General features: G+C 64.0%; 27 protein-coding genes and 1 tRNA gene. 18 read left to right on the top strand and 10 right to left on the bottom strand.

All coding sequences use genetic code 11. The features are described 5' to 3' along the window. The first annotated feature begins 21 nt into the window (after nucleotides 1-21). Entirely contained in the window at nucleotides 22-693 is a 672-nt protein-coding gene (locus Q7O19_RS06700; protein WP_273463104.1) for a nitroreductase, read from the top strand. Next, nucleotides 690-1,532, top strand: a complete 843-nt coding sequence (locus Q7O19_RS06705) for an EamA family transporter (RefSeq protein ID WP_303809426.1) — start codon at nucleotides 690-692, stop codon at nucleotides 1,530-1,532. Before Q7O19_RS06700 ends, Q7O19_RS06705 begins: the two co-directional genes overlap by 4 nt. On the opposite strand, the gene Q7O19_RS06710 is transcribed toward Q7O19_RS06705, so the two are convergent. Together Q7O19_RS06710 and uvrC are read right to left on the bottom strand one after the other, a co-directional pair. Then, complete coding sequence (locus tag Q7O19_RS06710; protein ID WP_303809427.1) at nucleotides 1,529-2,215, bottom strand: glutathione S-transferase family protein; 687 nt, start codon at nucleotides 2,213-2,215, stop codon at nucleotides 1,529-1,531. The genes Q7O19_RS06705 and Q7O19_RS06710 overlap by 4 nt on opposite strands. 17 nt (nucleotides 2,216-2,232) lie before the next feature. Further along, nucleotides 2,233-4,149, bottom strand: coding sequence for an excinuclease ABC subunit UvrC (gene uvrC, locus Q7O19_RS06715; RefSeq protein WP_303809428.1), 1,917 nt, complete (start codon nucleotides 4,147-4,149; stop codon nucleotides 2,233-2,235). 68 nt (nucleotides 4,150-4,217) lie between these two features. On the opposite strand from uvrC, the gene Q7O19_RS06720 reads away from it, so the two are divergent. From Q7O19_RS06720 to Q7O19_RS06730, 3 genes are read left to right on the top strand one after another with little or no spacing between them, the layout of a single operon-like run. Continuing rightward, complete coding sequence (locus Q7O19_RS06720) at nucleotides 4,218-5,465, top strand: ectonucleotide pyrophosphatase/phosphodiesterase (protein ID WP_303809429.1); 1,248 nt, start codon at nucleotides 4,218-4,220, stop codon at nucleotides 5,463-5,465. 46 nt (nucleotides 5,466-5,511) lie between these two features. Beyond that, on the top strand, nucleotides 5,512-6,273 hold the full coding sequence (locus tag Q7O19_RS06725) for an SDR family oxidoreductase (RefSeq protein WP_303809430.1): 762 nt from the start codon (nucleotides 5,512-5,514) through the stop codon (nucleotides 6,271-6,273). Continuing rightward, on the top strand, nucleotides 6,270-6,698 hold the full coding sequence (locus Q7O19_RS06730) for a dihydroneopterin aldolase (RefSeq protein ID WP_273434777.1): 429 nt from the start codon (nucleotides 6,270-6,272) through the stop codon (nucleotides 6,696-6,698). Before Q7O19_RS06725 ends, Q7O19_RS06730 begins: the two co-directional genes overlap by 4 nt. Here the strand turns inward: Q7O19_RS06730 and Q7O19_RS06735 are convergent. After that, the gene (locus Q7O19_RS06735) at nucleotides 6,695-7,510 is read right to left on the bottom strand and encodes a hypothetical protein (RefSeq protein WP_303809431.1); all 816 of its coding nucleotides are present in this window, start codon (nucleotides 7,508-7,510) and stop codon (nucleotides 6,695-6,697) included. The genes Q7O19_RS06730 and Q7O19_RS06735 overlap by 4 nt on opposite strands. A gap of 291 nt (nucleotides 7,511-7,801) precedes the next feature. Between Q7O19_RS06735 and Q7O19_RS06740 the strand changes: the two genes are divergently transcribed. From Q7O19_RS06740 to Q7O19_RS06760, 5 genes are all read left to right on the top strand, one after another. Continuing rightward, the gene (locus Q7O19_RS06740) at nucleotides 7,802-8,425 is read left to right on the top strand and encodes an energy transducer TonB (RefSeq protein ID WP_303809432.1); all 624 of its coding nucleotides are present in this window, start codon (nucleotides 7,802-7,804) and stop codon (nucleotides 8,423-8,425) included. 67 nt (nucleotides 8,426-8,492) lie between these two features. Then, entirely contained in the window at nucleotides 8,493-9,218 is a 726-nt protein-coding gene (locus Q7O19_RS06745; protein WP_303809433.1) for a MotA/TolQ/ExbB proton channel family protein, read from the top strand. A 32-nt stretch (nucleotides 9,219-9,250) separates the two neighbouring features. Continuing rightward, nucleotides 9,251-9,724 carry a biopolymer transporter ExbD gene (locus Q7O19_RS06750; protein WP_303809434.1) on the top strand — a complete coding sequence of 158 codons (474 nt, stop codon included), beginning with the start codon at nucleotides 9,251-9,253 and terminating at the stop codon, nucleotides 9,722-9,724. Between the two features lie 74 nt (nucleotides 9,725-9,798). Then, entirely contained in the window at nucleotides 9,799-10,221 is a 423-nt protein-coding gene (locus Q7O19_RS06755; RefSeq protein ID WP_303809435.1) for a biopolymer transporter ExbD, read from the top strand. Between the two features lie 264 nt (nucleotides 10,222-10,485). Beyond that, nucleotides 10,486-11,250, top strand: coding sequence for an SDR family NAD(P)-dependent oxidoreductase (locus Q7O19_RS06760; RefSeq protein WP_303809436.1), 765 nt, complete (start codon nucleotides 10,486-10,488; stop codon nucleotides 11,248-11,250). Nucleotides 11,251-11,256: 6 nt separating this feature from the next. Here the strand turns inward: Q7O19_RS06760 and Q7O19_RS06765 are convergent, their stop codons facing one another. Beyond that, nucleotides 11,257-13,047, bottom strand: a complete 1,791-nt coding sequence (locus Q7O19_RS06765; protein ID WP_303809437.1) for an ABC transporter transmembrane domain-containing protein — start codon at nucleotides 13,045-13,047, stop codon at nucleotides 11,257-11,259. A gap of 196 nt (nucleotides 13,048-13,243) precedes the next feature. Here Q7O19_RS06765 and Q7O19_RS06770 point away from each other — a divergent pair, with 196 nt between their 5' ends. Next, complete coding sequence (locus Q7O19_RS06770; RefSeq protein ID WP_303809438.1) at nucleotides 13,244-14,539, top strand: polyhydroxyalkanoate depolymerase; 1,296 nt, start codon at nucleotides 13,244-13,246, stop codon at nucleotides 14,537-14,539. A 37-nt stretch (nucleotides 14,540-14,576) separates the two neighbouring features. Here Q7O19_RS06770 and Q7O19_RS06775 read toward each other — a convergent pair whose 3' ends face one another. After that, nucleotides 14,577-16,364 carry an ABC-F family ATP-binding cassette domain-containing protein gene (locus tag Q7O19_RS06775; protein WP_303809439.1) on the bottom strand — a complete coding sequence of 596 codons (1,788 nt, stop codon included), beginning with the start codon at nucleotides 16,362-16,364 and terminating at the stop codon, nucleotides 14,577-14,579. Between the two features lie 76 nt (nucleotides 16,365-16,440). Next, complete coding sequence (locus tag Q7O19_RS06780; protein ID WP_303809441.1) at nucleotides 16,441-16,563, bottom strand: hypothetical protein; 123 nt, start codon at nucleotides 16,561-16,563, stop codon at nucleotides 16,441-16,443. Here Q7O19_RS06780 and Q7O19_RS06785 point away from each other — a divergent pair. From Q7O19_RS06785 to Q7O19_RS06795, 3 genes are all read left to right on the top strand, one after another. After that, nucleotides 16,562-16,852, top strand: a complete 291-nt coding sequence (locus Q7O19_RS06785) for a PepSY domain-containing protein (protein ID WP_303809443.1) — start codon at nucleotides 16,562-16,564, stop codon at nucleotides 16,850-16,852. The genes Q7O19_RS06780 and Q7O19_RS06785 overlap by 2 nt on opposite strands. A gap of 84 nt (nucleotides 16,853-16,936) precedes the next feature. Beyond that, the gene (locus Q7O19_RS06790) at nucleotides 16,937-17,599 is read left to right on the top strand and encodes a response regulator transcription factor (protein ID WP_273462024.1); all 663 of its coding nucleotides are present in this window, start codon (nucleotides 16,937-16,939) and stop codon (nucleotides 17,597-17,599) included. Nucleotides 17,600-17,639: 40 nt separating this feature from the next. Continuing rightward, on the top strand, nucleotides 17,640-18,953 hold the full coding sequence (locus Q7O19_RS06795) for a sensor histidine kinase (RefSeq protein WP_303809445.1): 1,314 nt from the start codon (nucleotides 17,640-17,642) through the stop codon (nucleotides 18,951-18,953). A 7-nt stretch (nucleotides 18,954-18,960) separates the two neighbouring features. Here Q7O19_RS06795 and Q7O19_RS06800 read toward each other — a convergent pair whose 3' ends face one another. Beyond that, nucleotides 18,961-19,239 (bottom strand): chorismate mutase, encoded by a 279-nt coding sequence (locus Q7O19_RS06800; RefSeq protein WP_022678682.1) that lies wholly within the window; start codon nucleotides 19,237-19,239, stop codon nucleotides 18,961-18,963. 110 nt (nucleotides 19,240-19,349) lie between these two features. Here Q7O19_RS06800 and Q7O19_RS06805 point away from each other — a divergent pair, with 110 nt between their 5' ends. Beyond that, on the top strand, nucleotides 19,350-20,357 hold the full coding sequence (locus tag Q7O19_RS06805) for a polyprenyl synthetase family protein (RefSeq protein WP_303809446.1): 1,008 nt from the start codon (nucleotides 19,350-19,352) through the stop codon (nucleotides 20,355-20,357). 131 nt (nucleotides 20,358-20,488) lie between these two features. On the opposite strand, the gene Q7O19_RS13495 is transcribed toward Q7O19_RS06805, so the two are convergent. After that, entirely contained in the window at nucleotides 20,489-20,650 is a 162-nt protein-coding gene (locus Q7O19_RS13495; protein WP_369692455.1) for a putative quinol monooxygenase, read from the bottom strand. A gap of 50 nt (nucleotides 20,651-20,700) precedes the next feature. Between Q7O19_RS13495 and Q7O19_RS06815 the strand changes: the two genes are divergently transcribed. The 3 genes from Q7O19_RS06815 (at nucleotide 20,701) to Q7O19_RS06825 (ending at nucleotide 21,294) form a co-directional block, all read left to right on the top strand. Further along, on the top strand, nucleotides 20,701-20,979 hold the full coding sequence (locus Q7O19_RS06815; protein ID WP_303809447.1) for an NADH dehydrogenase ubiquinone Fe-S protein 4: 279 nt from the start codon (nucleotides 20,701-20,703) through the stop codon (nucleotides 20,977-20,979). After that, nucleotides 20,979-21,176, top strand: a complete 198-nt coding sequence (locus Q7O19_RS06820; protein ID WP_303780464.1) for a hypothetical protein — start codon at nucleotides 20,979-20,981, stop codon at nucleotides 21,174-21,176. The genes Q7O19_RS06815 and Q7O19_RS06820 overlap by 1 nt, the downstream gene beginning before the upstream one ends. Before the next feature lie 41 nt (nucleotides 21,177-21,217). Next, nucleotides 21,218-21,294 (top strand) — tRNA-Arg (locus tag Q7O19_RS06825). 67 nt (nucleotides 21,295-21,361) lie between these two features. Here Q7O19_RS06825 and Q7O19_RS06830 read toward each other — a convergent pair. Continuing rightward, nucleotides 21,362-23,164 (bottom strand): phosphodiester glycosidase family protein, encoded by a 1,803-nt coding sequence (locus tag Q7O19_RS06830; RefSeq protein WP_303809449.1) that lies wholly within the window; start codon nucleotides 23,162-23,164, stop codon nucleotides 21,362-21,364. 8 nt (nucleotides 23,165-23,172) lie between these two features. Beyond that, nucleotides 23,173-25,710 carry a TonB-dependent receptor gene (locus tag Q7O19_RS06835; RefSeq protein ID WP_303809451.1) on the bottom strand — a complete coding sequence of 846 codons (2,538 nt, stop codon included), beginning with the start codon at nucleotides 25,708-25,710 and terminating at the stop codon, nucleotides 23,173-23,175. Nucleotides 25,711-26,372 lie beyond the last annotated feature (662 nt).

Raw genomic sequence — 26,372 nt, forward strand, 5'->3', positions numbered from 1 at the left:
AAGTTACCGAAAGGCTTGCTCATGAAGGTTTCTGATGCCGTGCTGTCGCGCCGTTCGGTGCGGGGCTTTTTGCCGACGCCAGTCGATGGTGACGTGATCCGCCGCGTGGTGGAAAAGGCGGCGTGGGCGCCTTCGGGTGGCAATCTGCAGCCCTGGCACATCGATGTGGTGGGCGGCGAAAAACTGGATGAACTGAAACGTATCATGCTGGGCAAGCTGATGGGCGGCGGCCAAATGGAGCCGACCGAGTATGACATCTATCCCAAGGAACTGCCCGAACCGCACAACTCTTACCGGTTTGCCGTGGGCGAGGAGCTCTACAGCCGGCTCGGCATCCCACGTGAGGACAAGGCCGGGCGCCGCATGTGGTTTGCGCGCAATTTTCAGTTCTTTGGTGCGCCGGTTGCCTTGTTCTGCTCGGTCGATCGCCGCATGGGGCCGCCGCAGTGGAGCGACCTTGGCATGTATCTGCAGTCGCTGATGCTGCTGCTGAAGGAAGAAGGGCTGGATAGCTGCCCGCAGGAATGCTGGGCGATCTATCCGAAAACCATCGGGGAGTTCATCGGCATTCCGGAAGAACGCATGTTGTTCACCGGCATGGCGATCGGTTTCATCGATCCGGATGACAAGGCCAATCTCTCCCGCCCGAGCCGCGCACCGATGAGCGACTGGGCCGCTTTCCACGGCCTTTGATTCCCGCATCGGCCCTTGCCGCCACCTTGCTGTCGGCGCTGATCCACGCCGGGTGGAATCTGTTCCTGAAGGGCAGCGCCGGGGATCGGCTGGTGGACTTGGCAGTTCTGGGTCTGGGCGGCTCGCTGTTCGGCTGTGTGCTGATCGCCCTGTTCGGCGCTCCGGTGGCCGGGGCATGGCCGTTCATTCTCGCTTCCAGCGCCATTTACCTCGTCTATTGGACGGCGCTCACCAAGGGTTATGCCGACGGCGACATGAGCCATGTTTATACGATTGCCCGCGGGATCGCTCCGGCGCTGGTGACGCTGGGGGCTGTGATCTTCGCCGCTGAAATGCCGGGCGTGTGGCAGGGGCTGGGGGTCGCAGCCATCAGCATCGGTGTGATGCTGGTCGGCGTGAACCGTCACGCGCCGTTGGCGGCGACAGCCTGGGCACTGCTCACCGGAGCCATGATTGCCGGCTATTCTTTGGTTGATGCGATGGGCGTGCGGGTAAATGGCGACGTGTTCAGTTACAAGGGCTGGGGCGCGGTATTCACCTTCCTGCCGATCAGCCTGTTTGTCATCGCCCGGCGCGGCCCGGCGGGCTTTGCAGCGGCCGCAGCCGGACGCTGGCGGCAGGGGGTGTTCGCCGGCGGTCTTTCCAGCGCGGGCTTCATGCTGGTGCTGTGGGCCCAACTGCGCGCGCCCATCGGCCCGATCACGGCGCTGCGCGAAACCAGTGTGCTCTTCGGCGCAGCACTGGCGGCGCTGTTGTTGAAGGAAAGGGTAACGCCCAGGCGCTGGGCCGGCGCGCTTGTGGTGTGTGCCGGGGCGATGCTGATCGGCTTTTCGGGTTAAGCTTCCCTGGCCCCCAGCCCGAGCAATTTCTTCGTCCGTGCGATGAAGGCGGTGTTGTCGCCGCCGTCCTGCACCGGCGAGACTTCCGGTACCTTCAGCCCGCGCTGTACGGCGGGGCGGGCGGCGATGGCGTCGACCCAGCGGGACAGGTGCGGTAAGGGCGCCAGGTCCACCCCGGTCCAACCCGCGGTGCGCACCCAGCAGAAATGCGCGATGTCGGCGATGCTGTAGTCCCCGGCCAGATAGTCGCGATCCGAAAGCCTGGCATCGAGGATGGTGAACAGCCGCTTCACCTCGCCCAGGTAACGCGCCTGCACCGCCGGCAGTTTTTCCGGCCAATAATGGCCGAAGAGATTGGCCTGGCCCATCATCGGCCCCAGTCCGCCCACCTGCAGCATCAGCCATTGCAAAGCTTCCGAACGGCCTTGGCGGTGGCTGGGTAGCAATTGCCCGGATTTTTCCGCCAGCCAGAGCAGAATGGCGCCCGATTCCATCACGGCAAAGTCATCGTCGATCAGGCACGGGACCTTGCCGTTGGGGTTCAATTTCAGGAACTCCGCCCGCTTCTGCTCCCCCTTGGTCAGATCGAGCGGCTGCACGGTATAGCCCAGGCCCATCTCCTCCAGCGCGATGGAAACCTTGTAACCATCGGGCGTGGGCGCGGTGAAGAGGATCAGGCACATGGACGCAGCCTACGCCGCTAACCGTTCGGGTGGAAGTGCTGCCAGATCGCCAGTGCCATGTGGCTGGAAATGCCGGGCGCGCGTTCCAGATCCTCCAGCGTGGCGCCCTTCACGGCGCGGCTGGTGCCGAAGTGCATCAGCAGCGCCTTCTTGCGGGCCGGGCCGATGCCGGGCACTTCGTCCAGTGGGCTTTGCGTGACGGATTTGGCGCGCTTCGCCCGGTGTGCGCCGATGGCAAATCTGTGCGCCTCGTCGCGCAGGCGCTGCAGGAAGAACATCACCGGGGCATTTGGCGGCAGCGTGAACTCGCGGCCCGACGGCAGATAGAAGGTCTCGCGGCCAGCGTTGCGGTCCGGCCCCTTGGCGACGCCGACGATCGGCACATCCACGCCCAGCTCAGCCAATGCGCTCATCACCGCCGAAACCTGGCCCTTGCCGCCATCGATCAGGCACAGATCGGGCCATGTGCCGCTCTCGCGGTCAGGGTCTTCGGCTTCCAGTCGGGCAAAGCGCCGGTGCAGCATCGCCTTCATCATGGCGAAATCGTCGCCGGGCGTGATGCTTTCATCCTTCATGTTGAACTTGCGATACTGGCTCTTCTGGAAACCGTCCGGTCCGGCGACGACCATGGCGCCCAGCGCATTCGTGCCCTGGATATGGCTGTTGTCGTAAATTTCGATTCGCGCCGGCGGGGCATCGAGTTCGAAGATCTCCGCCAGTTCTCGCAGCAGCTTGCCCTGCGTCGTCGTTTCGGCGCGGCGGCGCTGGATGGCTTCCTCGGCATTGCGCTGCGCCTGTTCCACCAGCCTCTTTGCCGGCCCGCGCTGGGCGTGGCGCAGGCTGACCTTGCGCCCGGCCTTCACGCTGAGCGCCAGCGCCAGCAGTTCCGCTTCCGGCAAAGTCCGATCGAGCAACAGCTCGCGCGGCGGCGGCAGCTCCTCGTACAACTGGGCGAGGAAGCTCTGGAGCACTTCGGCCTCATCCACGCCTTCGGTGTGGCCGGGGAAGAAGCTGCGGTGGCCCCAGTTCTGGCCGCCGCGGATGAAGAAGATCTGCACGCACATGGCGCCGCCATCGGTGGCCATGGCGATCACGTCGGCTTCGCTGGTGGCGCCTTCGGCATTGATGGCCTGGCTGCCCTGAATGAAGGTCAGCGCCTTCAGCCGGTCACGCAGCACCGCCGCTGTCTCGAAGTCCATGGCTTCCGCCGCCGATTGCATCGCCTCGGCCAGCTTCTTCTGAGCCTCTTGCGTGCGGCCCGACAGGAAGCCCTTGGCGTCCTCCACCAGTTCTGCGTAGCCGACGTCATCGATGCGGCCCACACACGGCGCCGAGCAGCGCTTGATCTGGTAGAGCAGGCAGGGCCGCGAACGATTGGTGAAGAAGCTGTCCGTACAGCTCCTGAGCAGGAACACCTTCTGCAGCGCGTTCAGCGTGGCATTCACCGCGCCGGCGCTGGCGAACGGGCCATAATAGCTGCCCTTGGCCGCCCGCGCGCCGCGATGCTTGGAAATGCGAGGGAAATCATGATCTTCGCGCAGCAGGATGAAGGGGAAACTCTTGTCGTCGCGCAGCAGCACGTTGTACGCCGGGCGATAGCGCTTGATCAGCTGGGCTTCCAGCAACAGCGCTTCGGCCTCGCTGTTGGTGGTCACGATCTCCATGGCGCGGGTCTGCGCCACCATGCGCTGCAAGCGGCGGGGCAGGCGGGTGACCTGGGTATAGTTGGTCACCCGCTGCTTCAGCGTGCGCGCCTTGCCAATATAGAGCACGTCGCCACTGGCATCGAGCATGCGATAGACGCCGGGCTTCAGTGGCAGGGTCTTCACCACGCGCCTTATGGTGGCGACACCCAGATCAAGATCAGGCGCCTCCGTACCGCGCACCGTGTAGGTCTGCGCTTCCTCGGAAAAACGGTCGGGCGTATCGGTCATGCTGTGCAGCCGATAGCCGCGGCGGGCCTGTCATGGCAAATGCCCACAAGGCTGCTATCGATCAGCTCATGCCGATTCTACGCCTCTTCGCCGGCCTCCTGGCCCTTGCTCTGTCTGCCTGCGCGTCGAACACCCCGCCGCCGGCAACCGCCGCCGCCGTGAGACGGCTCGCGCACCCGGTCATCCTCATCTCCGTTGATGGCCTGCGCGCCGATTATCTGCGCCGCGGGGTGAGCCCCAACATCACGGCGCTGGCTGCGCGCGGTGTCACTACCAACGCGATGCGACCAAGCTTCCCGTCGCTCACCTTCCCCAATCACTATACGCTAGTGACAGGCCTGCGGCCGGATCGCCACGGCGTCGTCAACAACACGATGCGGGACGCCGAGCTTGGCGCCTTTTCGATGGGGATCCGCAGCGCGGTGGAGGATGGCCGCTGGTGGAACGATGCCGAACCGATCTGGGTGACCGCTGAACAGGCCGGCATCCCCACCGCCACCATGTTCTGGCCGGGCAGCGAAGCGGCGGTGCGCGGCGTGCGCCCGTGCCGCTGGCTGAAGTTCGATGGCGACATGCCGGAAGCGGCGCGAGTCGATCAGCTGCTGGCCTGGCTGGATGAACGGCCCCAAGAACGGCCAAGCCTCGGCTTTGCCACGCTCTATTTCGACACTGTTGATCACGATGGCCATGAATTTGGTCCGGATTCGCCGCAGGTGAACACGGCACTGGCCCGGGTTGATGCCCAGATCGGCCGGCTGCTGGCTGGCCTGCAGCAGCGCGGGATCGAAGCCAACATCGTGCTGGTGGCCGATCATGGCATGGCTCAGGTGAGCAATGATCGCCGTATCCTGCTGGATACGCTGCTCGATCCGGCCTCGGTGCAACTCGTGGTCGGCGGCGCCATCGCCAGCCTGAACCCGCAGCCGGGGCAAGAGGTGGCCGTGAAGGCCGCCCTGCTGCGGCCGCACCCGCACATGGCCTGCCACGAAAAGGCCAATCTGCCCGCCCGTCTGCATTATGGCCGCCACCGCCGGGTACCGGCGATCATCTGCATTGCCGAAGTCGGCTGGATGATCTGGCTGTCGGCGCCGCCGGCCAGCCAGACGCAGCGGCCGCTGGGCGGTATGCACGGCTATGATCCAGCCCATCCCGATATGGCCGCCAGCTTCGTCGCCGCCGGGCCGGCCTTCCGCGCCGGGGTGGTCATGCCGCCGTTCGACAATGTCGATGTCCACCCGCTGCTGCTGCGCCTGCTCGGCCTGCCGGCGATGGCAACCGACGGCGACGGCAAAGTGCTGGCAAAGGCCCTGCGCTGAACTGCACGTTGCGCAGCCGCCCGCAAAGGCTTAGGCGGCGCGCACCATGACGGCACAGCCAACACGAACTGCCATCATCACCGGCGGTGCCAAGCGCATTGGCGGCGCCATCACGCGCGCACTCGCCGCCGATGGCTGGTACGTGCTGATCCACTGCAACCAGAGCCGCGCCGAAGCCGAGGCGCTGGCGACGGAGCTGGGAAATGCCAGCGTGGTCGCGGCCGATCTGGCCAATCCGGCTGCGGCAGACATCATCATGGCGGCCTGCGCCGGCTTGCCGCCGGCCCGACTGCTGGTGAACAGCGCCAGCCGTTTCGTTTATGACCGGATCGCGGATTTCAGCCCCGCCGAATTCGACATCCACATGGCGGTGAACCTGCGCGCGCCGGCGCTGCTCAGCCGCGCCTTTGCCGCCGCATTGCCCGATACGCTCGATGATCCGGCACTGGTGGTCAACCTGCTCGATGCCAAGCTGGCCAGCCTCAACCCGGATTACTTCACCTACACATTGTCCAAGATCGGATTCGAGGGGCTGACCGAGCTGACCGCGCGCTCCTATGCGCCGCGCTTGCGCTGTGTGGGCATCGCGCCAGCGGTGACGCTGGTATCGGGGCCACAGGCGCGCGAGAATTTCGAAGCCGTGCACGGGCTCAACCCGCTGGGCCGCGGCGTTACGGTGGATGATATCCTCACCGCGCTGCGCTTCATCATCGCCACCCCCACCTTCAACGCGCAAACCATCGTCCTGGATGGTGGGCAGCGCCTGCTTGGCCTGCCCCGCGACGTTGCCCACATGGTAGAAAAATGATGCCCGATAACGTGCCGCCGCCCACCTTCATCGAACCGATGGCGCCCGGCATGGTGCCGCGTCATCTGGCGATCCGCTCCCGCAAGCTGTTTCTGCAGGATTTCGATCTGCCAGTGGATATCGGCTTCCACGCATTTGAGGTTGGCAGCCCGCAAACACTGCGCCTGAACATCGAAGTGTGGGTGGATGCCGATCATTTCCCGCGCTGCGATACGGTGGCCGAAGCCTGGGACTATGACTTCCTGCGCAATGCCGTGCTTGGCCTGGTGGAGGGCCGTCGCTTCAACCTGCAGGAAACCGTGGCGCACGCCATTTACGATATGGTGGCCGCACGCGCCGGCGTCGTGGGCCTGCGCGTTTCGACGCGCAAGCCGGACGTCTATCCCGATTGCGAAGCTGTCGGCGTGGAGCTGTCCAGCTACTAGTTGGTCTTGCCGCAAGGGCCCAGGCTGGTGAGCGCATCGCGCCAGTCCTTGGCCAGCGCCGGATCAGCGCCGCCGGCTGAGGCGGGCAGGCGGGCGGGGAGGAAGCAGGCCAGGCGGTACCAGAGCAGGGTGCCCGGCCGCACCCGCTCAGCTGATTCGTCGATGATGTCGCCGCGCGCCACCAGCACCCGCTGCACCTCGCCGGGCCGTTTCTGCACCACCAGAGCCGCGGGCTTGCCATCGGTCGTGGCAAGGAAGAACTGGCTCTCGCTTTCACCCGGCACCGTGCCATCGGCGCGAAAGCCATTGGAAACGCTGCGGATAATCGGCACCTTGCCGGATCGCTGCTCGGCCACGACGGCGCGCACCGTGTCAGCCAGCGCCGAATCCCATGGCTGCTGGGCGCGGCGCGAGATCAGCCTGGTGCTACCGGTTTCTTTCGTCGAATCAAGAAAGGCCAATATATCCAGTCCCTTGGCCTGAGGTGCCCGCCCGCGCGAATCCAGTGGTGCATCCCACAGATATTGCAAGGTGCCGCCCAAAGCGCCAGGAGCAACCAGCACATTGGACACGCTGGCGGTCACCAACAGCCGTGCCCGGCCGGCCGCGACATCAGGTGCAGCCTTGCTAGAAAGTCGGGTGGCGCGGGTGATGGTGGCGCGCACGATCACCGGGGCAGCCAGGGCCAGTTCGGCGGTATCGGCAAAGCCTGTAAGGCGGTCGTTCGGGATCGTTGTTGGAGCCGGTGCCTGTGCAGCAGCCGGCGCAATAACTACCAGAATCAGGCAGATGGTCAGAATCGAACGCGTCATGGCCATTATCGTACGGGCGAGGGGCCCGTGCCGGCAACCCGCTGTAGGGTCACACGGCAATCCCCAGCAAAATGGCAGGGAACAAACCCGGATTCTGAGGTGGTGAAACAACGTATCAAAACCGAATTCGGCGGGATTGTGGCAAAAAGCCGGTTGCGGCGCCAAGCGGCTTGCGGCTAGAGGAGCACTCATAGGGTTCGGCGCAGGGTTTGAGGGGGGTCCTCTGCTCGCGGCGTTCCACAGATTTTAGGGAGTGCCAAACCAGCCATGTCTTACATGGACGCACCTGCGATGAGCAAGAATCGGCAGATCGCGCTGGTCTCGGTCGCCATTCTGCACGTCCTGCTCGGCTATGCCATCGTGTCCGGTTTCGCCATTTCGGTGGTGAAGAAGATCGTTGAGCCACTCGAAGCGGTGAACGTGAAGGAAGAGGCACCGCCGCCGGACGAACCGCCGCCGCCGCCGCCAAAGGAAATCGAGATCCCGCCGTACGTGCCGCCGCCCGAAGTCTCGGTCGCGTCGGATGCGCCCACGAACTCGATCACCACGCAGTCGACCGTGGCTCGGCCGGACCCGCCCGTCGTGGCTCCCCCGGCGCCAGCCCCGCCGGCCCCGCCGGCTGTGGCACCGTCGCCGGCAACGCCGCGCGGCCGCAACAACGTGTTCTCGGATGATGATTATCCCAGCGCTTCTCGCGCTGCCGAGGAAGAAGGCTCGACCCGTGTGTCCTACGTGGTGGGCACGGATGGCCGCGTAACCCAGTGCGAGGTCGTGCAGTCTAGCGGCTTCAAGCGACTTGATGATGCGACCTGCTCCATCATCCAGCGCCGCTACCGGTTCAATCCGGCGACCCGTGACGGGCAGCCGGTGCCGGAACGCAAGACCCAGCCGGTGCGCTGGCGCCTGACCAACTGATCAACTCATCAATCTGGGTCTGGCCTTGGTGCCGGGGTCCCGCAACGATCACCGAGGGAAAAAGACAATGCAGACCGAAGCCGCAGAAAACCCCTATGGCCTGATGGCCGCTCTGGAGCAGGGGGGCATCATCGCCTGGGCCGTGTTCGGCCTCCTAGTATTCATGTCGCTGTACAGCTGGTTCATCATCATCACCAAGTATCTGGATCAGAGGAAAGTTTTGGCGGAAGCCGCTGAACTGGAAAACAAATTCTGGAACGCCAGCGACCTGAAGACCGGTGCCGCGAAGCTGGAAAAGAACTCGCCGTTCCGTCAGATCGTCGATGACGGCCTGCGCGCCTCGGATCACCACGAAGGCCGCCTTACTGACAAGATCGATCAGCACGAGTGGGTGACGATGGCTCTGAACCGCTCGGTCGGCCTGATCAACGGCAAGCTGACCACCGGTTTCTCGTTCCTCGCCTCGGTCGGTTCGACATCGCCGTTCGTCGGCCTGTTCGGCACCGTCGTCGGCATCTATCGTGCTTTGATCAACATCGGCCTCGCTGGCCAGGCGTCGATCGACAAGGTTGCTGGTCCGGTCGGCGAAGCACTGATTATGACCGCGCTGGGTCTGGCCGTGGCCGTGCCCGCCGTGCTTGGCTACAACTGGCTGATCAGCCGCAACAAGGACATTGCCACCCGCCTGAACAACTTCTCGTCTGATGTGCATGGTGCTCTGGTATCCGGCGCCCGCATCCAGCGTCCAGTTGCTGCTGCCCCGGCCGCTTCTGTTCCTGCCGCCAAGAAGTGATCGGTTTCATCGCCGCACAGGGAGATTGACCGATGGCAATGAGTATCGGTAAGGACACGTCGGACGAAAATGCGCCGATGAACGAAATCAACACGACGCCGCTCGTCGACGTCATGTTGGTGCTGCTCATCATCTTCCTGATCACGGTGCCTGTTGTCATCCAGACCGTGCCGCTCACGCTGCCGACGGTGACCAACCTCCCCACCACCACCAAGCCGGAAAACGTGCTGATCTCGGTGGATGGGAATTGCGACACTTACTGGGCTCAGACCCGGGTCGACACAAAGCAGGAACTGCTCGACCGCGGCGTGAAGGCACTGAAGGATGAGATCAAGCGCCAGGAAGCCCTGGGCGGCAAGATCGAGCTGCCGGAAGTGCATATCCGTGGCGACAAGGACGTGGCCTATCGTTGTATTGGTGGGGTTGTATTCACCATGCAGCGGGCTGGGTTCCTGAAGGTTGGGTTCATTTCCGAGCCCATCCCGGGCTTCGTCTCGCGCGATTGATCAGGCAATGATGGCGGCCGGTTTTTCCCCGCAGGAGAACGAACCGGCCGCATCCTATAACGGGAGTTTGGCCGATGGCCATGTCAGTTGGTAAAGAGGGTAGTGACGACAACCCGATGGTGGAAATGAATACGACGCCGTTGATCGACGTCATGCTCGTTCTGCTCATCATGTTCATCATCACCATCCCGGTGCAGACCCACGCTGTGAAGCTGGATCTGCCGCCGCCGAATCCGAACCCGAGCAATGTTGATCCGGTGTTCAACCAGATCGATATCGATTTTCTCGGCAACATCTACTGGAACAAGACCGAAGTCGATCTGCCAACGCTGAAGGGGTACCTGAAGCAGGCCTCGGCGTTGCCGGAACAGCCGGAGCTGCGCATGCGACCGGAAGCGGAAGCCAAGTATGTCATCGTCGACCAAGTGATGGCTGCGGCCCAGCAGGCTCGCATAGAGAAAATGGGCTTTGTCGGGAACGAGGCTTACGCGAACTGATCGCAGCGGGGCGCGTGGATAACGCTGAGCGTTATTCCCCAGCTCCGGAAAGATCGGCCAGCAGGTAGAAAAGGGCGGCCTCAACAGGCCGCCCTTTTCTTGCCTGTCTGACGGCGTGGCTCCGCCGCTGGCCGCGCCCAATGGGCTACCGCCTCAGACCGCCCGGCGCCTCGACAAACGAGACATTCCACACCCCGCAATCCCCCCAGTATCGCTGCCCCCTGAACCAGCCTAGCCTCTTCGCAATCAGGAGAGGATCACGACATGGCACGACTTTCAGGCAAGGTGGCTCTGGTTACAGGTGCGGCTTCGGGATTGGGCGCGGCAACCGCGCGGCGGCTGGCCAAGGATGGCGCGGCGGTATTGTTGACCGATCGTGATCTGGCCGGCGAGGATATTGCTGCCAGCATCACGGCCGCTGGCGGTCAGGCCGCATTCCGCCTGCACGACGTGACCAGCCATCCCGATTGGGCCGCCGCTGTTGAGCATGCCGTTCATGATTTCGGCCGGCTTGATATCCTGGTCAACAATGCCGGTGTGGCCGGCGGCCGTTACGAACTGATGGACCACAGCTATGATGCCTGGCGTCAGATCCTCGCCGTCAATCTCGATGGCGTGTTCCTCGGCCTGCGCCACGCCGGCCCGCGCATTGCCGCGTCAGGCGGTGGCAGCGTGATCAACCTCAGTTCCATCCTTGGCAAGGTCGGGATGGCCGGGGCCGCGGCCTATTGTGCGTCAAAGGGTGGGGTAACGTTGCTCACCAAGGCGGCGGCGTTGGAATGGGCGCCGCTGGGCATCAGGGTGAACAGCGTGCATCCCGGCTTCATCGACACGCCGATGGTGAGCAATGCGCTGGCCGATCGGGAAGATGGCAACGAGATGCGCGTGGCGCTGATGAACGCCCATCCGATCGGCCGCTTTGGCGTGCCGCGCGAGATTGCCGATGCCATCGCTTTCCTGGCCAGCGATGATGCCAGTTTCATCACCGGCGCCGAACTGGTGGTGGACGGCGGCTTTACCGCCCAATAACGCGCCTCAAGCCGCCAACTGGTCGAACTGCAGCCGGGCAAGGCGGGCATAGAGCCCGCCGCCGGCCATCAGGCTGTCGTGCGTGCCCTCGGCCACGATCCTGCCCTTGTCGAGCACAACGATGCGATCGGCATCGCGCACGGTGGCGAGACGGTGGGCAATCACCAACGTAGTTCGCTGCTTCATAAGTCCGTCGAGCGCTTCCTGGACCAGCTGCTCGCTTTCGGCATCGAGCGCGCTGGTGGCTTCATCGAGCAGCAGGATTGGCGCGTTGCGCAAGATGGCGCGCGCGATCGCCACGCGCTGGCGCTGGCCGCCGGAAAGCCTGGTACCGCTTTCGCCCAGGAAGCTGTGGATGCCTTCGGGCAGGTCTTTCAGGAAGCCATCGGCATGGGCGGCTTCGGCCGCGGCCCACACTTCGGCTTCGGTCGCCTCCGGGCGGCCATAGCGGATATTTTCCAGTGCGCTGGTGGCAAAGATCACCGTCTCCTGGGGGACCACGGCGATGCGTTCGCGGATCTGGTGCGGATCAGCGTCGCGATAGGCAACGCCGTCGATCCGCAACTCGCCGGCTTCCGGATCATAGAAACGCTGCACCAGCTGAAACAGGGTGGATTTGCCTGCGCCCGACGGTCCGACGACGGCCACCGTTTCGCCCGGCGCCACCTTAAGGGTGAAGCCATTCAGCGCCGGGGCATCGGGTTTGGACGGATAATGGAAATGCACATCCACCAGTTCCAGTTCGCCCCGCGATGCGGGCAGGGCGACCGGATCGGCCGGGGCGCGGACCAGCGGCCGCGCGGCGAGCAGTTCCTCCATGCGGCCGGATGCGCCGGCCGCGCGCATGAAATCGCCATACACCTCGGTGAGTGTGCCGAACGCGCCGGCAACGATGGCGGCAGCGAACACGAAGGCGGCGATGGCGCCGCCCGAAAGCCGGCCCGAAATCACGTCGAGCGCGCCTTGCCACAGCACCAGCGTGATGGCGCCGAACACGAGGGTGATTACCAGCGCCGTCATCACCGCACGCAGGCGGATGCGGCGCTTGGCGGTATCGAAGCTGCTTTCCACCGCGGCGCCGAAGCGCTTCGCTTCGCGGCCTTCCTGGGTGAAGGCCTGCACGATACGGATGGCGCCCAGCACTTCGGAAACCATAGTGCCCATATCGGCGACCCGATCCTGGCTGGTGCGGCTGATTTCGCGCACCTTGCGGCCGAGCACGAAGATCGGAACGATGGTGAGCGGGATCACCAGCAGCATCATCAAGGTGAGGCGCGGGCTGACCCAGAACATATAACCAATGCCGCCGATGCCCATCACCGTGTTGCGCAGCGCCAGGCTGGCCGAGGTGCCGACCACCTGTTCGATGATCGCGGTGTCAGACGTGATGCGGCTGGCGATTTCGGCTGGGCGGTTTTCTTCGAAGAACACCGGATCAAGGGTGACGAGGTGGCGCTGCACGGCGGTGCGCAGATCGGCCACCACGCGCTCGCCGATCCACGAGACGAAGAAGAAACGCACGGCCGTGGCCAGCCCGAGCAGCAGGACGAGCCCGAGGAAGCCCACGAAGAAGGGCGCGATATCGGTGGGATCACTGCCGCGGGCGAAGCCATTGTCCACCACGGTTTTCAGCCCCTGGGGGATGGCCAGCGTGGTCAGCGCGGCGACGCACAGCGCGGCGAGCGCTGCCGATAGCTGCAGCGGATAGGCGCGGGCAAACCGCCACAGCAAGGCGAGGCGGGAAAGCTTGCGCTCGGCGGGCGGGGGCAGTGGCGGTTTGGGCGGTCTGGAAGCCATGCGGGCTGATAGCAGGGCCTTGAGCCGCACTCAATGGCAAGCACTTGCCAGCACCTGCGACAGTTCCGGGGGCTGCGGCCGTTACAATAATGTTGCACTGCAGCATAATAATTCACCGCGACGCTCATTTCCGGTTTATGCTGCATGTGCGATATGGCAGTGCATTGAATGCGCAGCCGCGCCGGAAGGATGTTTGATGCTGTACACTGCCTTTGAGATGCAGAAAGCCTGGTTGGCAGGGGTGGGCTTGGCGGCCCAATCCAGTTCCGATTGGTTGCTCAGCTTTGCCAACCCGGTGGCCTGGTCGCGCACGGCGCCATCGATGGCGCGGGCTCTGGAAGTGTTTGCCCACACCGTGGAAGTGCGCGGCAAGCCGGCATTTGATCTGCATACCACCATCGTTGATGGCGTATCGGTGTCGGTGAGTGAAACCGTGGTGTTGAGGAAGCCCTTTGGCCAGCTCAAGTATTTTCAGCGCGACGTGACCGGAAGGCGTGATCCGCGCATCCTGATTGTGGCGCCAATGTCGGGCCATTATGCCACGCTGCTGCGCGGCACGGTGGAGCGGTTGCTGCCCGATCACGAGGTATACATCACCGATTGGCGCGACGCCCGCCTGGTGCCGACCAGTGAAGGCCGCTTCGACCTCAACGACTATGTCGATTATCTGATCGAGTTCCTCGAAGCACTGGGCCAGGATACGCACATGCTGGCGGTGTGCCAGCCGTCGGTGCCGGCGCTGGCCGCTGTGGCGTTGATGAACGAGGATGATCATCCCTGCACCCCGCCGAGCCTGACGATGATGGGCGGGCCTGTGGACACGCGCAAGGCGCCGACATCGGTGAATGATCTGGCCTTCAAACGGCCCTACGCGTGGTTTGAACACACGGTGATCCAGGATGTGCCGCCAATCTATCCGGGTGCGGGCCGCAAGGTGTATCCCGGCTATCTGCAATTGTCGGGTTTCATGTCCATGAACCTCGCCAACCACATGAAATCGCACTGGGAAATGTTCAAGCATCTGGTGGATGGCGACGAGGAGTCAGCGGATTCCACCAAGGCTTTCTATGACGAATATCGTGCCGTCTGCGACATGACCGCGGAATTCTACCTGCAGACTATCGATCTGGTATTCCAGCGCCAGGCACTGGCCACGGGCCAGTTCGAACATCGAGGCCGCATTGCCGATCCGGCCAAGATCACCCACACGGCGCTGCTGGCCATCGAAGGCGAGCGCGACGATATCTCGGGCATCGGCCAGACGCGGGCGGCGCTGGATCTGGCGGTGAACCTGCCCGACGCCAAGAAGCAATATCACATGGCTGTTGGCGCCGGCCATTATGGCATCTTCAACGGCCGCAAGTGGCGCGAGGTGGTTGCGCCGGTGATGGAGCAGTTCGTGCGCGCGCACGATACCCGCCGTGTGGCCCCGGCCCCCCCTGCGGGTTGTGCTGCCCAGCCATATCGAGCCGGACGTGCCGCCGGGCGTTGAAGTCGCCTGAGATGGAGCTTGCTGGCCGGCTGCCGCTTCAGCCTGCCAGTTGCTCTTCCATCTGCGCCAATTCCAGCCAGCGCAGTTCCGCGGCTTCCAGTGTTTCGCGTAAGGAATCCAGTTCGGTGGTGAGCGCGGCAAAACGCGGCGGGTTCTTCGCGTAGAGATCGGGATCGGCCAGCGCCGTCTCGTGAGCGGCGATATCCTTGCCCAACGCAGCGATGCGGGCAGGCAGTTCGGCCAGTTCGCGGGCATCCTTGTAACTGAGCTTGCCGGCCTTGCGGGGCGCGCTGGCTGGGGTTGCGGCGCTGATCCGGCCGCCCTTGGTTGCTGCCGCTGTCGGTGCCTGACGTGCCACCCAGTCGCTCCAGCCGCCCACGCTCACTTCGACCTTGCCGGTGCCATCGAGCGCAACAATCATGGTCACCACCCGATCAAGGAAAGCGCGATCGTGGCTGACCAGCACCACGGTGCCGGCATAATCGCCGATCACCTCCTCGATCAGATCGAGCGTTTCCATGTCGAGATCGTTGGTCGGCTCATCCAGCACCATCAGGTTCGATGGCGTGGCGAACTCGCGTGCCAGCAAAAGGCGGGACTGTTCGCCGCCTGACAGGGTTTCGGCCGCCGCATCAATCACGCCGGGATCGAACAGATATTCCTTCAGATAGCCGGCGATATGCTTTTTGGAACCGTTCACCTCGATCCACTCGCCGCCATCGGCCAGCACTTCGCGCACGGTGCGGCCTTTCAACCGCTTGCGATGCTGATCGATGATGGTGGGAGCCAGCGCGGCGCTGCGGGTTATGGTGCCGCTGTCGGGTGCGATCTGCCCGAGCAGCAGCTTGATCAGTGTCGATTTGCCGGCACCATTGGGGCCGACGATGCCGATGCGATCACCCTTGCGGATGCGCAAGGAGAAATCATTGAGGATGGCGCGATCACCGAACGCCAGCGATATGCCCTTGGCGTCGATCAGGATCTTTGAGCCGGGATCGCTGGATTCGGTGGCGATCCGCGCTGATGTCGGCCCACGATCCAGGCTGCGGCGGGTTTCGCGCAGGTCCATCAGCTTGGAAAGCCGGCCCATGTTGCGCTTGCGCCGGGCGGTCACGCCGCGCTGCAGCCAATGTTCTTCGGCGCGCAATTTCGTGTCGAGCCGCTGGGCGGTGCGCTCTTCCTCGGCGGCCACCGCTTCGGACCAGGCATCGAACCCACCAAAACCCACTTCGGCGCGGCGCAGCATGCCGCGATCAAGCCACAGGCAATTCTTCGTCAACCGGGTGAGGAAGGCGCGATCATGGCTGATGACGACCAGTGCGCAACGGCTGCGATCAAGCCAGTTCTCGAGCCATTCGATGGCGCCGATATCCAGATGGTTGGTTGGCTCATCCAGCAGCAGCAGGTCGGGCGCTTCGGCCAGCACACGCACCAGCGCGGCGCGGCGACGTTCGCCGCCCGATGCCGTAGCAGCGGGGCGGGCGAGATCGAGCCCGATCTGATCGGCCAGCGCCGCCACTTCGTGCGGCTGCGCGCCGCCGGCCAACACATAGTCTTCCAGAGCTTCGAAGTCGCCCATCGGCGGATCCTGTTCCAGCCGGCCGATCTTCAGGCGGCCGGCGAGGGCGCGCCGGCCCTGATCAGGCTCGATACTGCCGTCGATGATCTTCAGCAGCGTGGATTTGCCGGCGCCGTTGCGGCCGATCAGGGCGACACGGTCGCGTGCATCAAGGGTGAGCGACAGGCCCTGGAACAGCCAACCGGCGCCGTTCTTCAGTCCGATCGATTCAAGAGTGAAAATGGGTTCGGGCCGGGGAGGGGACATGGGGGAGGCAGTGGCCTGTCCCGCTGCGGCTGGCAATAGGCAGCGGTTGCACTGATGGCGGCGATGCGGCACTAGATCACCAGATGCGGTCGGCCAAAATCCTGTTCATGTTCAGGGCGGGTTCAATCGGCAGCGGGCAGATGGGTGTTGTCGGAACCGGCGCTGAAGCCTGTTCAGCGCGGTTGATAAACGGGATCATGCGTGTGCGTAACCTCTTGTTCTTCTTGTCAGGCTTGGCCCTGTTGACTGCGGCACCGGCCTTCGCTGGCCCCAATGACGTGCACAACATGGTGCGGGCTGGGGAGATCATGCCGCTGGAAGCGATCCAGCACCGTGTGATGCAGGAAAACCGGGGTGATTATGTTGGCGTGCAGTTTGATCAGTCCAGCCGCACGTACCGGTTTCGGTTCTTGAAGGATGGCAATCTGATCAATGTTGATGTGGATGCCCGTACTGGCGCCCCCGTTCGGCGCCGGCAGAGTTTTTGAGAACCGCCAGGGAGGCGCGGGCAGCGCCGCCAACCGGACAGGAGCCGGTTTGATCGTGCCAAGCATTTTCGTGGACAGGGGCCAATGCGAATACTGATCGTCGAAGACGAACCCAATCTGCGTCGCCAGCTGAAGAATGCGCTGGAACAGGCAGGCTATGCCGTGGACGCCGCCGGTGATGGCGAAGAGGGCCATTATTTGGGCGCCAACGAAGCCTATGACGCGGTGATCCTCGATCTCGGCCTGCCGGGCCTTGACGGGTTGACTGTGCTTGACCGCTGGCGCCGCGAAGGCCGGGTGATGCCCGTTCTGGTGCTGACCGCGCGCGACAGCTGGTCAGACAAGGTGGCCGGGCTGGATGCCGGCGCCGATGACTATCTGGCCAAGCCCTTCCAGATCGAGGAACTGGTCGCCCGGCTGCGGGCCATCATTCGGCGGGCGGCAGGGCAGGCGACGTCGGAATTGACCGCCGGCGGCGTGCGCCTGGATGGCCGCTCGGGTCGGGTGACGCTGAACGGCGAACCGGTGAAGTTGACCGCGCAGGAGTTCAAGCTGCTGTCCTACCTGATGCACCACAAGGGCAAGGTGGTGAGCCGCACCGAACTGATCGAACATATCTATGACCAGGATTTCGATCGCGATTCCAATATTATCGAAGTGTTCATCACCCGCATCCGCAAGAAATTGGGTGCCGATCTGATCATGACCACGCGCGGCCTTGGCTACAGTCTCAACGATCAGCTCTGAGCCGGCAGCGGTAAGCACGCGCCGCTCGTTGCAGCGGCGCATGGTGCTGATCGCTGCGGTGTGGATCACCATGTTGTTGGGTGTGGGCGGCCTGGCACTGGTGCAGGTGCTGGATGAGACGCTCACCGCCAGCTTCGACGAGCAGCTGGCCAATAACCTCAATGCGATGATCAATGCGGCCGAGCTGGACGAAGTGGGCGATGTGCGCCTGCTGCGTCCGCTGGGCGATCAGCGGTTTGCGGAGCCTTATTCCGGGCTCTACTGGCAGGTATCGGGCGGCGGCCATGCGCCGTTTCCATCGCGCAGCCTGTGGGATCGCCAGCTGGCGCTGCCGCCGGGCAATCAGGATTGCCGCACGCCCTGCAAGTTTGAAAGCACGCAGTTCCCCAGCGAGACGCTGCGGGTAATTGCGCGCAGCGTGCGTCTGCCCGGCGCCGCGCAACCCTTTCTGTTCCAAGTGGCCCAGTCCAGCCGCGATCTTGATCGGCAGAAGGCGCGCACCCGCACCGTTGTCGGCTGGAGCTTGGGGGTGCTGGGCATCGGCCTGATCGTCATGGTCGGCATCCAATCCATCTATGGCCTGGCGCCGCTCCGGCGGGTGTCAAAGGCGATTGCCGCCATCCGTTCCGGCGAGGCGCGGCGGGTTGAAGCGCAATTCCCGGTGGAGGTGGAACCGCTGGTGGCGGAAATCAACGAGTTGCTGGCGCATGGCGAAGCCCAGTCGGAAGCGGCGCGCCGCCATGCCGGCAATCTTGCCCATGCGCTGAAAACGCCCATGAGCGTGCTGATCGGCGAAGCGCGTGGCCGCGACGATCCGCTGGCCCGCACCATCGAAGCCCAGGTGCAGGTGATGCGCCGCCATGTTGATCATCAGCTGGCCCGCGCCCGCGCCGCTGGCCGCCGGGCGGCCTCCACCGCCCGCACGCCCGTGTGGCCGTCGCTGGAAGCCATCGCGCGCACCGTGGGGCGCATCCACCAGGGCAAGGTGCTGATCGATCTGGCCGGCGACCGCGAGGCATCCTTTCGCGGTGAACAGCAGGATCTTGAGGAAATGCTGGGCAATCTGATCGACAATGCCGCCCTGCATGGCGGCGGCCGGGTGTTCATCACCGTGGAGGCCGACGCCGATCAGGTGCGGGTGCTGGTGGAAGATGACGGCAAGGGCATCGCACCCGACCAGCGCAGCCGGCTGTTCGAGCGCGGCGAGCGGCTGGACACCGACAAGCCGGGCACCGGCTTGGGCCTTGCCATCGTCAAGGATGTCGCCGAACTTTATGGCGGCAGCGTTGCGCTCGACAGTTCGGAGGATCTGGGCGGTCTGTTAATGACGCTCACCCTGCCGCTTGTCGCCTGAGCCGGCGTCAGGCCCGCGCCGCCTGATGGTGGCGGATCACCTCGTCGATGACGAAGCGCAGGAATTTCTCGGAAAACTCTGGATCCAGATTGGCGCTGGCGGCGAGCGCACGCAGGCGGGCAATCTGCTCGGTCTCGCGGCCGGGATCGGCGGGCGGCAAGCCGGTTTCCGCCTTGTAGCGACCTACTGACTGGGTGATCTTGAAGCGTTCGGCCAGCATGAACACCAGGGCGGCATCGATATTGTCGATGCTTTCACGATAAGCCTGCAACACCGGATCGCTCACGCTGTGTCCCCCATCTGGCCCGTAATGGCCACATTGTCCTTTTGCGGCACAGCAGCGCGGGGAGCAAGGCCGCGCTTGCACGAGCCGTTACTTGCGTTAAGAAAAACGTCGTGACAGCTACCGTCCATACCCTCCGCCGCGAGCCGTCGATCCAGGCGTTGATGAACCTGACCGCGCCGGGTCTCAAAGCGGTAAATCATGTGATCCTCGATCGCATGCAATCGCCAGTGGCGCTGATTCCGGAACTGGCCGGCCACCTGATTGCCGGCGGGGGCAAGCGGCTGCGGCCGATGCTCACCCTGGGCTGCGCCAGCCTGCTGGGTTATGAAGGCACCCGCCATTACAAGCTGGCGGCCGCTGTCGAGTTCATCCACACCGCAACGTTGCTGCATGATGATGTGGTTGATGCGTCAGGGCTTCGGCGCGGCAAGGTCACGGCCAATTCGCTCTATGGCAATCCGGCCAGCGTGCTGGTGGGCGATTTCCTGTTCAGCCGCGCGTTTGAACTCATGGTCGAAGATGGGTCGCTCAGGGTGCTCAAGATCCTTTCGCGTGCATCAGCCGTGATTGCGGAAGGCGAGGTGGCCCAGCTCACCGCCGCGCGCGATGTGACCACCACCGAAGATCGTTACCTCGACATCATCAGTGCCAAGACGGCCGCGTTGTTCGCCGCCGCCTGTCAGATTGCCGGCGTGGTTGCCGAGCGTGATGAAAAGGGCGAGGAGGCACTGGCCAGCTATGGCCGCTATCTCGGCATCGCCTTCCAGCTGGTGGACGACGCCATCGATTATGTGTCGGACGCCGAAACCATGGGCAAGAATGCCGGCGATGATTTCCGCGATGGCAAGATCACCCTGCCGGTGATCCTGGCCTACGCCCGCGGCAACGAGGATGATCGCGAATTCTGGCGCCGTGCAATGACCGGTAGAGCCAATGGTGATGCGGAACTGGCCCGCGCCGGCGAATTGCTGCGCACCACCAACGCCGTGGCCGATACCATGGCCCGCGCCCGCCATTATGGCCAGCGCGCCATCGATGTGCTGGGCAGTTTTGCCAAGGGCCCGGCGCGCGACGCGCTCACCGAAACGGTCGAGTTCGCGATCGCCCGCGCCTACTGACCTCAGGTCGATTCGGCCTCGCCTTCCACCAGGCCCACGTTCCGTTCCGTGATGCCGAGTACCACAAACTGCGCCCGCCATTGCGCCAGGTGCGGCGTCGCGAAATGCGCTGTCAGCGCCGCGCGGTCGCGCTAGCGTTCGACAACATGGATCAGCGTTGGATCAAGCAGGTCCTGCGCATAGGCGTAGGCGATGCAGCCTGGCTCGGCGCGGCTGGCGGCCACCATCGCAGACATGGCAGGCAGGGCGCGGGCTAGGCCATCGGCGGGCAATCTGAAGGTTCCAGTCAGCATGATCATTCTTCCCTCTTGCCTGCGGCTGCTGCTCGCGGCAAGGGGGGGGCATGCACGCTCGCCTCTATCAGCGCCCTAAGCCTGCCACCCAGTCCGGCCGTGCCCATACCGGTGAATGGCTGCTGGAATTCGAACGCGATGATCGCATGCGCGCTGATCCGCTGACCGGCTGGACCGGCAGCGGCTTCACCGCCGGTCAGGTGCAACTGCGCTTTGCCAGCCAAGAGGCGGCAATGGCCTATGCCACGGCCAACGGGCTTGAGGTGGAGATCCTGCCGCTGGGTCCGCGCCGGCTGAAGATCCAGGCCTACGCCGACAATTTCCGCTGATGCGTTCGACCTTCGCCACGGCGACGGTGCGACTCTATCGGCTTGATGACGGCGATCCGGTGGCTGAAACCCTGTTTTATGGCCCGCTTGATGAAGCACTGGCCATCGCTGCCGCCCAGAGCGACGACGTGCAGGCCAGCCTGTGGATCGCCACCGATAACGACGTCGCCCCCTATCTTGATCTGGCGGACGAGTAACGCTGGATTTTCCCGGATTTCCGCTGCATTTGCAGCGCCACGCGCCCGTAGCTCAACTGGATAGAGCACGTGATTTCTACTCTCGGGGTTGCAGGTTCGAGTCCTGCCGGGCGCGCCATTATAATTATCGATGTATACGGATCTCAATCGGAAAGGGTTCTTGGCATTTCCCACAAGAAAATAGATCAGCGGGGCCGAGAAAAGCGGCGCGTATCGGCAGGCAGCGGGCCAGTGTCTGGCAGGGTGAAAATGCGCACCGTGCCGGTCGGGCGATCAATGGCGAAGATGCGCTTTGCATGGCTGGGATCAAAGGCGAAGGCTTGGCCCGCCGCATCGAGCGCGATGGTGGCGACATGCACCAGTTCCGCCCCCGATGCGGGCCGCGCCAGCACGTAAAGCTCCGGCAGCGTGTGGCCGAAAAGATAGAGCAGGCCATCCGGGCCGATGGCGCCGCCGGACGCGGCTTGCGGTGCCATGCGCGCGCGGATCGATGGCGGAATCACCCAGGCCTCGCGCCGCCGCCATTCGGCATCGACGGCGATCAGTTGCGAGAAATCATGGCCCTTGAACGGCACGCCGGTTTCATCGGAATAATGCGCAAAGCCCAGCAACCAGCCATCGGCTATCGGCTCGACGATGGTGAGCGAGCCTTCGTCGCGGTTGCCCAAGCTGATGCTGGCCTTGTGGGCGAGCGTTGCGCTGTCCCAGATCTCTACCGACGATGCGTGCGGTACTTCGGGGTGGTTGCTGTGGGCGCAGACGAGATCGGCGCGGACGATGGTGCAGCTGTTGAGATGGCGGATGAAGCCACCACGCGGCCCCGCCCAGCGCGTCACCAGTTTGCCGGTGTCACGGGCATATTTGCCGATCACGGTGTTGACGATGGCATAGAAATGCATGGCATCGGCGGCAACGCCCTGGCGGGCTTCTTGCGCGGTGTAGATGCGTTCAAGGCTGGCTTTCAATTGGGCAACCGGACGCTTGGCCAGCGCCGGCATCACGCCGTCCGGGCGGCCGCTAATGCCATCCACGAACACGCCGACATGATTGGCCACCGGGCGTTCGCGCCCCGGCACGCCGGTGTGGATCGGCCGGCTGAGCAGCAGCGGCCCGGCCGGACCACGTGCCGCCATGGTGGCCGAGCCGCCGCCATCTAGGCTGATGGCGTCACTGGCGCCGAGATTGCGGAACAGATCGATCAGCGCTTCGTGGCCAAGGCCCATGCTCCAGTCCGGCTGGCGGCCGTCGGCCACGACGATCCACAGCTTGGTGCCGGTGGCATCGATGCCCAATGCGGTGCGCGGGCCGCCGCCCCCTGCTGCTGCTCCAGGCGGAGGGGCAATCGCGGGAGGGGCTTCAGCCGGCCGTGTCGCACCGCGGAACGGGCCATCGGGGCCGAGGCGCGGGCGCGGCAGCACCGTTCCGGCGGCGATCAAGCGCGGGCCGGCGGCGACGCCTTCGGCAAAGCCATCCGGGCAGCTTTGGCCCGGCACGATTTGTGCGCGGCTGGCGCCGAAACAGGCCATGCCATCAACCCGGGCGTCGATGTCGTCGGCCGGTGAGGCCAGCGCGCCGCCGGACAGCACCGCGCCCGATGCCGCTGCGGCACCGCCGGCCACCGGCACGAAGTCATTGCCGCCGCGGCTACCGCCGACGAACGGCAGGAAATAGCTGGCGTTCACCGCCAGCACGGCCCCGCTGTGCGCTAGATAGTAGCTGGTGGTTTGCGCGCGATATTCAAGGCCCCCGCTGCGATCCGGCGGCGTGGTGCGCACGGCCAGCCCCGGCGTGGCGAGATCGATCTCGGCGACATGCACCACCAGCGGCTTGTCCCCGGCCTTGCGAATCATCCGGTAGCGCGTGCCCGGCGCGATCTGGCACGGCTCCACGCTGGCGACACAGGCCTCTGCCCCCACCGGCCCGGTCGGCTGGATCGTTTCGGGAACGCCGACCGCAGCTTGCAGGGCAAAGGCGAGAGCAATCAGCATGAGCTTCCTTACATCGTAAACGCAGCACCCAGCCAGAATTGCCGGCCAAAGCGGTTGATGTCGCGGGCGATATCCTGGTTGGGGCCGGTCAGCACCAGGCGGGCAGCGTTGGTGAGGTTGCGCGCTTCGGCGATGATTTCCACCTGGCGGCCAAGCTTCAGGCGTGCCTGGAAATCCAGCTGATTGTAAGGCGCCGTCGTCTGGTCGGACGCCGGGGTGGCTGCGTTGACCGTGCTGCGGAAGCGGCCGACATGCGAATAGGTGAGGCGGGCGCGCACACCGCCGCTTTCATAAAAGACTGCGGCATTGGCCAGGAAGCTGGCCTGGCCGGGCAATTCATCGAGCGCACGGCGTACGGTGCCGTTCGTGACGGTGATGCGGCCTTCCAGCACGGTGATGTTGCCGGAAATCCCGAAATCCGCCAGCGGCCCCGGCAGGAACGCCAGTCGGTTCAACACGACATTGGCTTCGAGGCCGGCGATGGTGGCGCCTTCGGCGTTGCGCGGCTGGTTGACCACCCGGTTGACGCCGTCGACCACTTCGTTGGCCGAGAAGGTGTAGATTTCGCCGCGGACCCATTTCTTGAAGCTGCCGACCGACAATATGCCCAGATCTTCGGGCAGATAATATTCCAGCGCGGCTTCGATACTGTCGGCGCGGCGCGGTGCCAGATCGGGATTGGACCGGCTGATTGATTCATCGGCGTTGATCAGTTCCTGGCCGGCCACCTGGTTGGGATTGGGGCGGCCCACCGCCTGGAAGAAGGCGCCGCGCAGCCGCACGCCGGTGGCCAAATCATAATATCCGGTGGCCGACAGCAACCAATCATCATAGCGGTCGGCGCGCGCCACCGGGGTGAAGCGGTCGACCCCGGCCGTGGTGCGGCGCTGGATGCCTTTGGTTGCGACGCTGGTGTTTTCATAGCGCACACCGGCGATGAAATTGTGGCGCGGGCCATGGTGGCGCAGCAAGGCATAGCCAGCCCCGACATCTTCCTGGAAGCGCCAGTCGCCGCCGATCGACTGGCGATCGGTGTTGACCGCGTCGCGGGTGAAGCTGTTGGGATTGGCAGTGAAGAAATCCTGGAACTTCTGGAAATCGATGAAGATCTGGTTGAAATTGGCCAGGATCGGTTGATACTGCACGCCCTGATCGAACGGCGTCAGGCGCAGATCGACGCCGGTGGCCGGGTTGAAGAAGGTCTGCGTGCGCCCGTTGTCACGCGTGGTGCGGCGGAATTTGGCACCACTGCCAAAGCCGATGCCGTCATCGCCGCGCTGGTTGTTCCAGCCATAATCCAGCTGGGCTTCCTTCACGGTGTCGGTAGAATCATCCTCATAGGGCCGGTACTGGGTGAAGCGATACTCGGCCGGGTTGGCTATGCGCGGCGTGACATTGCTCAATGCCGGATTGACGCCATCGAGCGCCAGATCGAAGGTCGCTGCCGGCGCGATCAGGTTGAACACCAGTTCGTTCGACGGCTCAAGGAAAGTGGCTTCAGACCAGGACCCACGCAGCGCCAGATGATGCCCGCTGTCGCCATCCCAGCGCAACCCGGCCTGGCCATAATGCAGCGGCTTGCGGATCGGGAAATCGTTGAAGCGCACGAAGCTGCCACCCGACGTATTGAGCAGTTGCAGCGAATGGCGCAGCTCCTGATCATCCTGCGCGAAATAGGTGTAGGCGACAAAGGCCTCGACGCCGGGGGCCGGGCGCGCTTCCAGCTTGACGGTGCCGCCATAGCGATCGACTGAGTTGGGATAGGTCGACCACAACAGATTGGTGCCCGCTCCGGCCGGTGCCGGCGTGGCGGTGGTGGTCACCGGCACGGATTGCGGCAACAGGCGTTCCTGATCGCGGCGCTTGCGGCTGAAGCTGCCCGACACCATGATGCCGAACATGTCGTCAGGGCCAAAGCGCGTGCTCAGCGTCAGGTCGGCGCGGACATTCGGGCCGTTGTCGCTGTTGCGGCCAAAGCCCCGGCCCGGCACGGCTTGCGAATCCGAAATACCCAGCAGCGCACTGCCGAACAGAAACAGGCCCGGCTTGTCGAAGGCCGAACGGGTGACGAGGTTGATCGAGCCGCCGATGGCATTGCCTTCGATATCCGGCGTGCGCGATTTCAGCACTTCCAGGCTGGACACCGCGGTCGACGGAATCGCCTCCAGATTGAGCTGGCGGTTGCCGCGTTCGGCGGTCGCCATGGTGCCGCCATCCAGGCTGCCGATCGTGTAGCTGGGGTTGAGCCCGCGCACGGCAATGTAGCGGCCTTCATCTTCATCGAACACCGTCTGCACGCCGGGCAGGCGGCGGAAGCTGTCGGCGATGTTGTAATCCGGCTGCTGGCCGATATCGTCGGATTTCAGAAAGTCGGCGATGATTTCCGATTGGCGCTTGGCATCGATGGCAAGCCGGTTCTGGGCGCGAAAGCCGGTGACGACAATTTCTCCATCTTCGGCTGCAACAACTGCGATCTTGCCAGACTGCCCAGACGATTGGGCCAAAGCGGCAAAAGGATGTGCCGAGGCAACCAGCGCGGCAATCATAGCCGCGCCCGACCGTAGTCGCCGATGAACGATCATCATTCCAATCATATAGCCCTCGCCTGTCGGATGTCCGCTAGTGGGTGACCACCAAGTGCGAAATTTTGGTAGAGCCCCTCCGTGACAGTCATGTGTCAGTTATACGAAATAGGAATGAAATCGACCAAGGTGCCGGGCAACTCTGACGTGCACCCCAGGTTGATACCGTTGAAAAGCATAGTGCTTTGCATTGATAACCGATGGTTAGCTTGAAGCTGTGGAGAGTGGGGTATGCCTCTGACCCCGATAGGCGGTGATATTAGTGGCTATCCATGGGAATAACTTCACTTGCGGGCAGTGATGACTGCAATCAGCTGCAGGGCTACACGAGGGGAGTTCATTAAAACATAGATAAATCAATTTCATAAGTGTTATCGCCTTCATTCTGTCCGGCGCACCACAAATCCCCGCTTAGTCTCAACGACTTGGTGGGGATTTCTGTTTCTGGCGACAACGATGGGCTTGGCCTAGGTTGGCCGCTGGGTCTCAGATAGGCATCAGGCGACTCTAATTCGTGGCCATGGATGGGGATCATACCATCCCGCTAGAAGGCGCAAACAAAGGGCCCAGTTGGCCTTCCCAAGCAGCCGCCAAGCATATTCAGCAGCGCGCCTGCTACCCCCCCC

This window comes from Sandarakinorhabdus limnophila DSM 17366, from assembly GCF_945882885.1.
Taxonomy (GTDB): domain Bacteria; phylum Pseudomonadota; class Alphaproteobacteria; order Sphingomonadales; family Sphingomonadaceae; genus Sandarakinorhabdus; species Sandarakinorhabdus limnophila_A.

Coding starts and splice junctions, on each gene's coding strand:
- Q7O19_RS06700 (WP_273463104.1), top strand. CDS start 22: ATGAAGGTTTCTGATGCCGTGCTGTCGCGCCGTTCGGTGCGGGGCTTT.
- Q7O19_RS06710 (WP_303809427.1), bottom strand. CDS start 2,215: ATGTGCCTGATCCTCTTCACCGCGCCCACGCCCGATGGTTACAAGGTT.
- uvrC (WP_303809428.1), bottom strand. CDS start 4,149: ATGACCGATACGCCCGACCGTTTTTCCGAGGAAGCGCAGACCTACACG.
- Q7O19_RS06720 (WP_303809429.1), top strand. CDS start 4,218: ATGCCGATTCTACGCCTCTTCGCCGGCCTCCTGGCCCTTGCTCTGTCT.
- Q7O19_RS06725 (WP_303809430.1), top strand. CDS start 5,512: ATGACGGCACAGCCAACACGAACTGCCATCATCACCGGCGGTGCCAAG.
- Q7O19_RS06730 (WP_273434777.1), top strand. CDS start 6,270: ATGATGCCCGATAACGTGCCGCCGCCCACCTTCATCGAACCGATGGCG.
- Q7O19_RS06735 (WP_303809431.1), bottom strand. CDS start 7,510: ATGACGCGTTCGATTCTGACCATCTGCCTGATTCTGGTAGTTATTGCG.
- Q7O19_RS06740 (WP_303809432.1), top strand. CDS start 7,802: ATGAGCAAGAATCGGCAGATCGCGCTGGTCTCGGTCGCCATTCTGCAC.
- Q7O19_RS06745 (WP_303809433.1), top strand. CDS start 8,493: ATGCAGACCGAAGCCGCAGAAAACCCCTATGGCCTGATGGCCGCTCTG.
- Q7O19_RS06750 (WP_303809434.1), top strand. CDS start 9,251: ATGGCAATGAGTATCGGTAAGGACACGTCGGACGAAAATGCGCCGATG.
- Q7O19_RS06755 (WP_303809435.1), top strand. CDS start 9,799: ATGGCCATGTCAGTTGGTAAAGAGGGTAGTGACGACAACCCGATGGTG.
- Q7O19_RS06760 (WP_303809436.1), top strand. CDS start 10,486: ATGGCACGACTTTCAGGCAAGGTGGCTCTGGTTACAGGTGCGGCTTCG.
- Q7O19_RS06765 (WP_303809437.1), bottom strand. CDS start 13,047: ATGGCTTCCAGACCGCCCAAACCGCCACTGCCCCCGCCCGCCGAGCGC.
- Q7O19_RS06770 (WP_303809438.1), top strand. CDS start 13,244: ATGCTGTACACTGCCTTTGAGATGCAGAAAGCCTGGTTGGCAGGGGTG.
- Q7O19_RS06775 (WP_303809439.1), bottom strand. CDS start 16,364: ATGTCCCCTCCCCGGCCCGAACCCATTTTCACTCTTGAATCGATCGGA.
- Q7O19_RS06785 (WP_303809443.1), top strand. CDS start 16,562: ATGCGTGTGCGTAACCTCTTGTTCTTCTTGTCAGGCTTGGCCCTGTTG.
- Q7O19_RS06780 (WP_303809441.1), bottom strand. CDS start 16,563: ATGATCCCGTTTATCAACCGCGCTGAACAGGCTTCAGCGCCGGTTCCG.
- Q7O19_RS06790 (WP_273462024.1), top strand. CDS start 16,937: ATGCGAATACTGATCGTCGAAGACGAACCCAATCTGCGTCGCCAGCTG.
- Q7O19_RS06795 (WP_303809445.1), top strand. CDS start 17,640: ATGGTGCTGATCGCTGCGGTGTGGATCACCATGTTGTTGGGTGTGGGC.
- Q7O19_RS13495 (WP_369692455.1), bottom strand. CDS start 20,650: ATGCTGACTGGAACCTTCAGATTGCCCGCCGATGGCCTAGCCCGCGCC.
- Q7O19_RS06815 (WP_303809447.1), top strand. CDS start 20,701: ATGCACGCTCGCCTCTATCAGCGCCCTAAGCCTGCCACCCAGTCCGGC.
- Q7O19_RS06820 (WP_303780464.1), top strand. CDS start 20,979: ATGCGTTCGACCTTCGCCACGGCGACGGTGCGACTCTATCGGCTTGAT.
- Q7O19_RS06830 (WP_303809449.1), bottom strand. CDS start 23,164: ATGCTGATTGCTCTCGCCTTTGCCCTGCAAGCTGCGGTCGGCGTTCCC.
- Q7O19_RS06835 (WP_303809451.1), bottom strand. CDS start 25,710: ATGATTGCCGCGCTGGTTGCCTCGGCACATCCTTTTGCCGCTTTGGCC.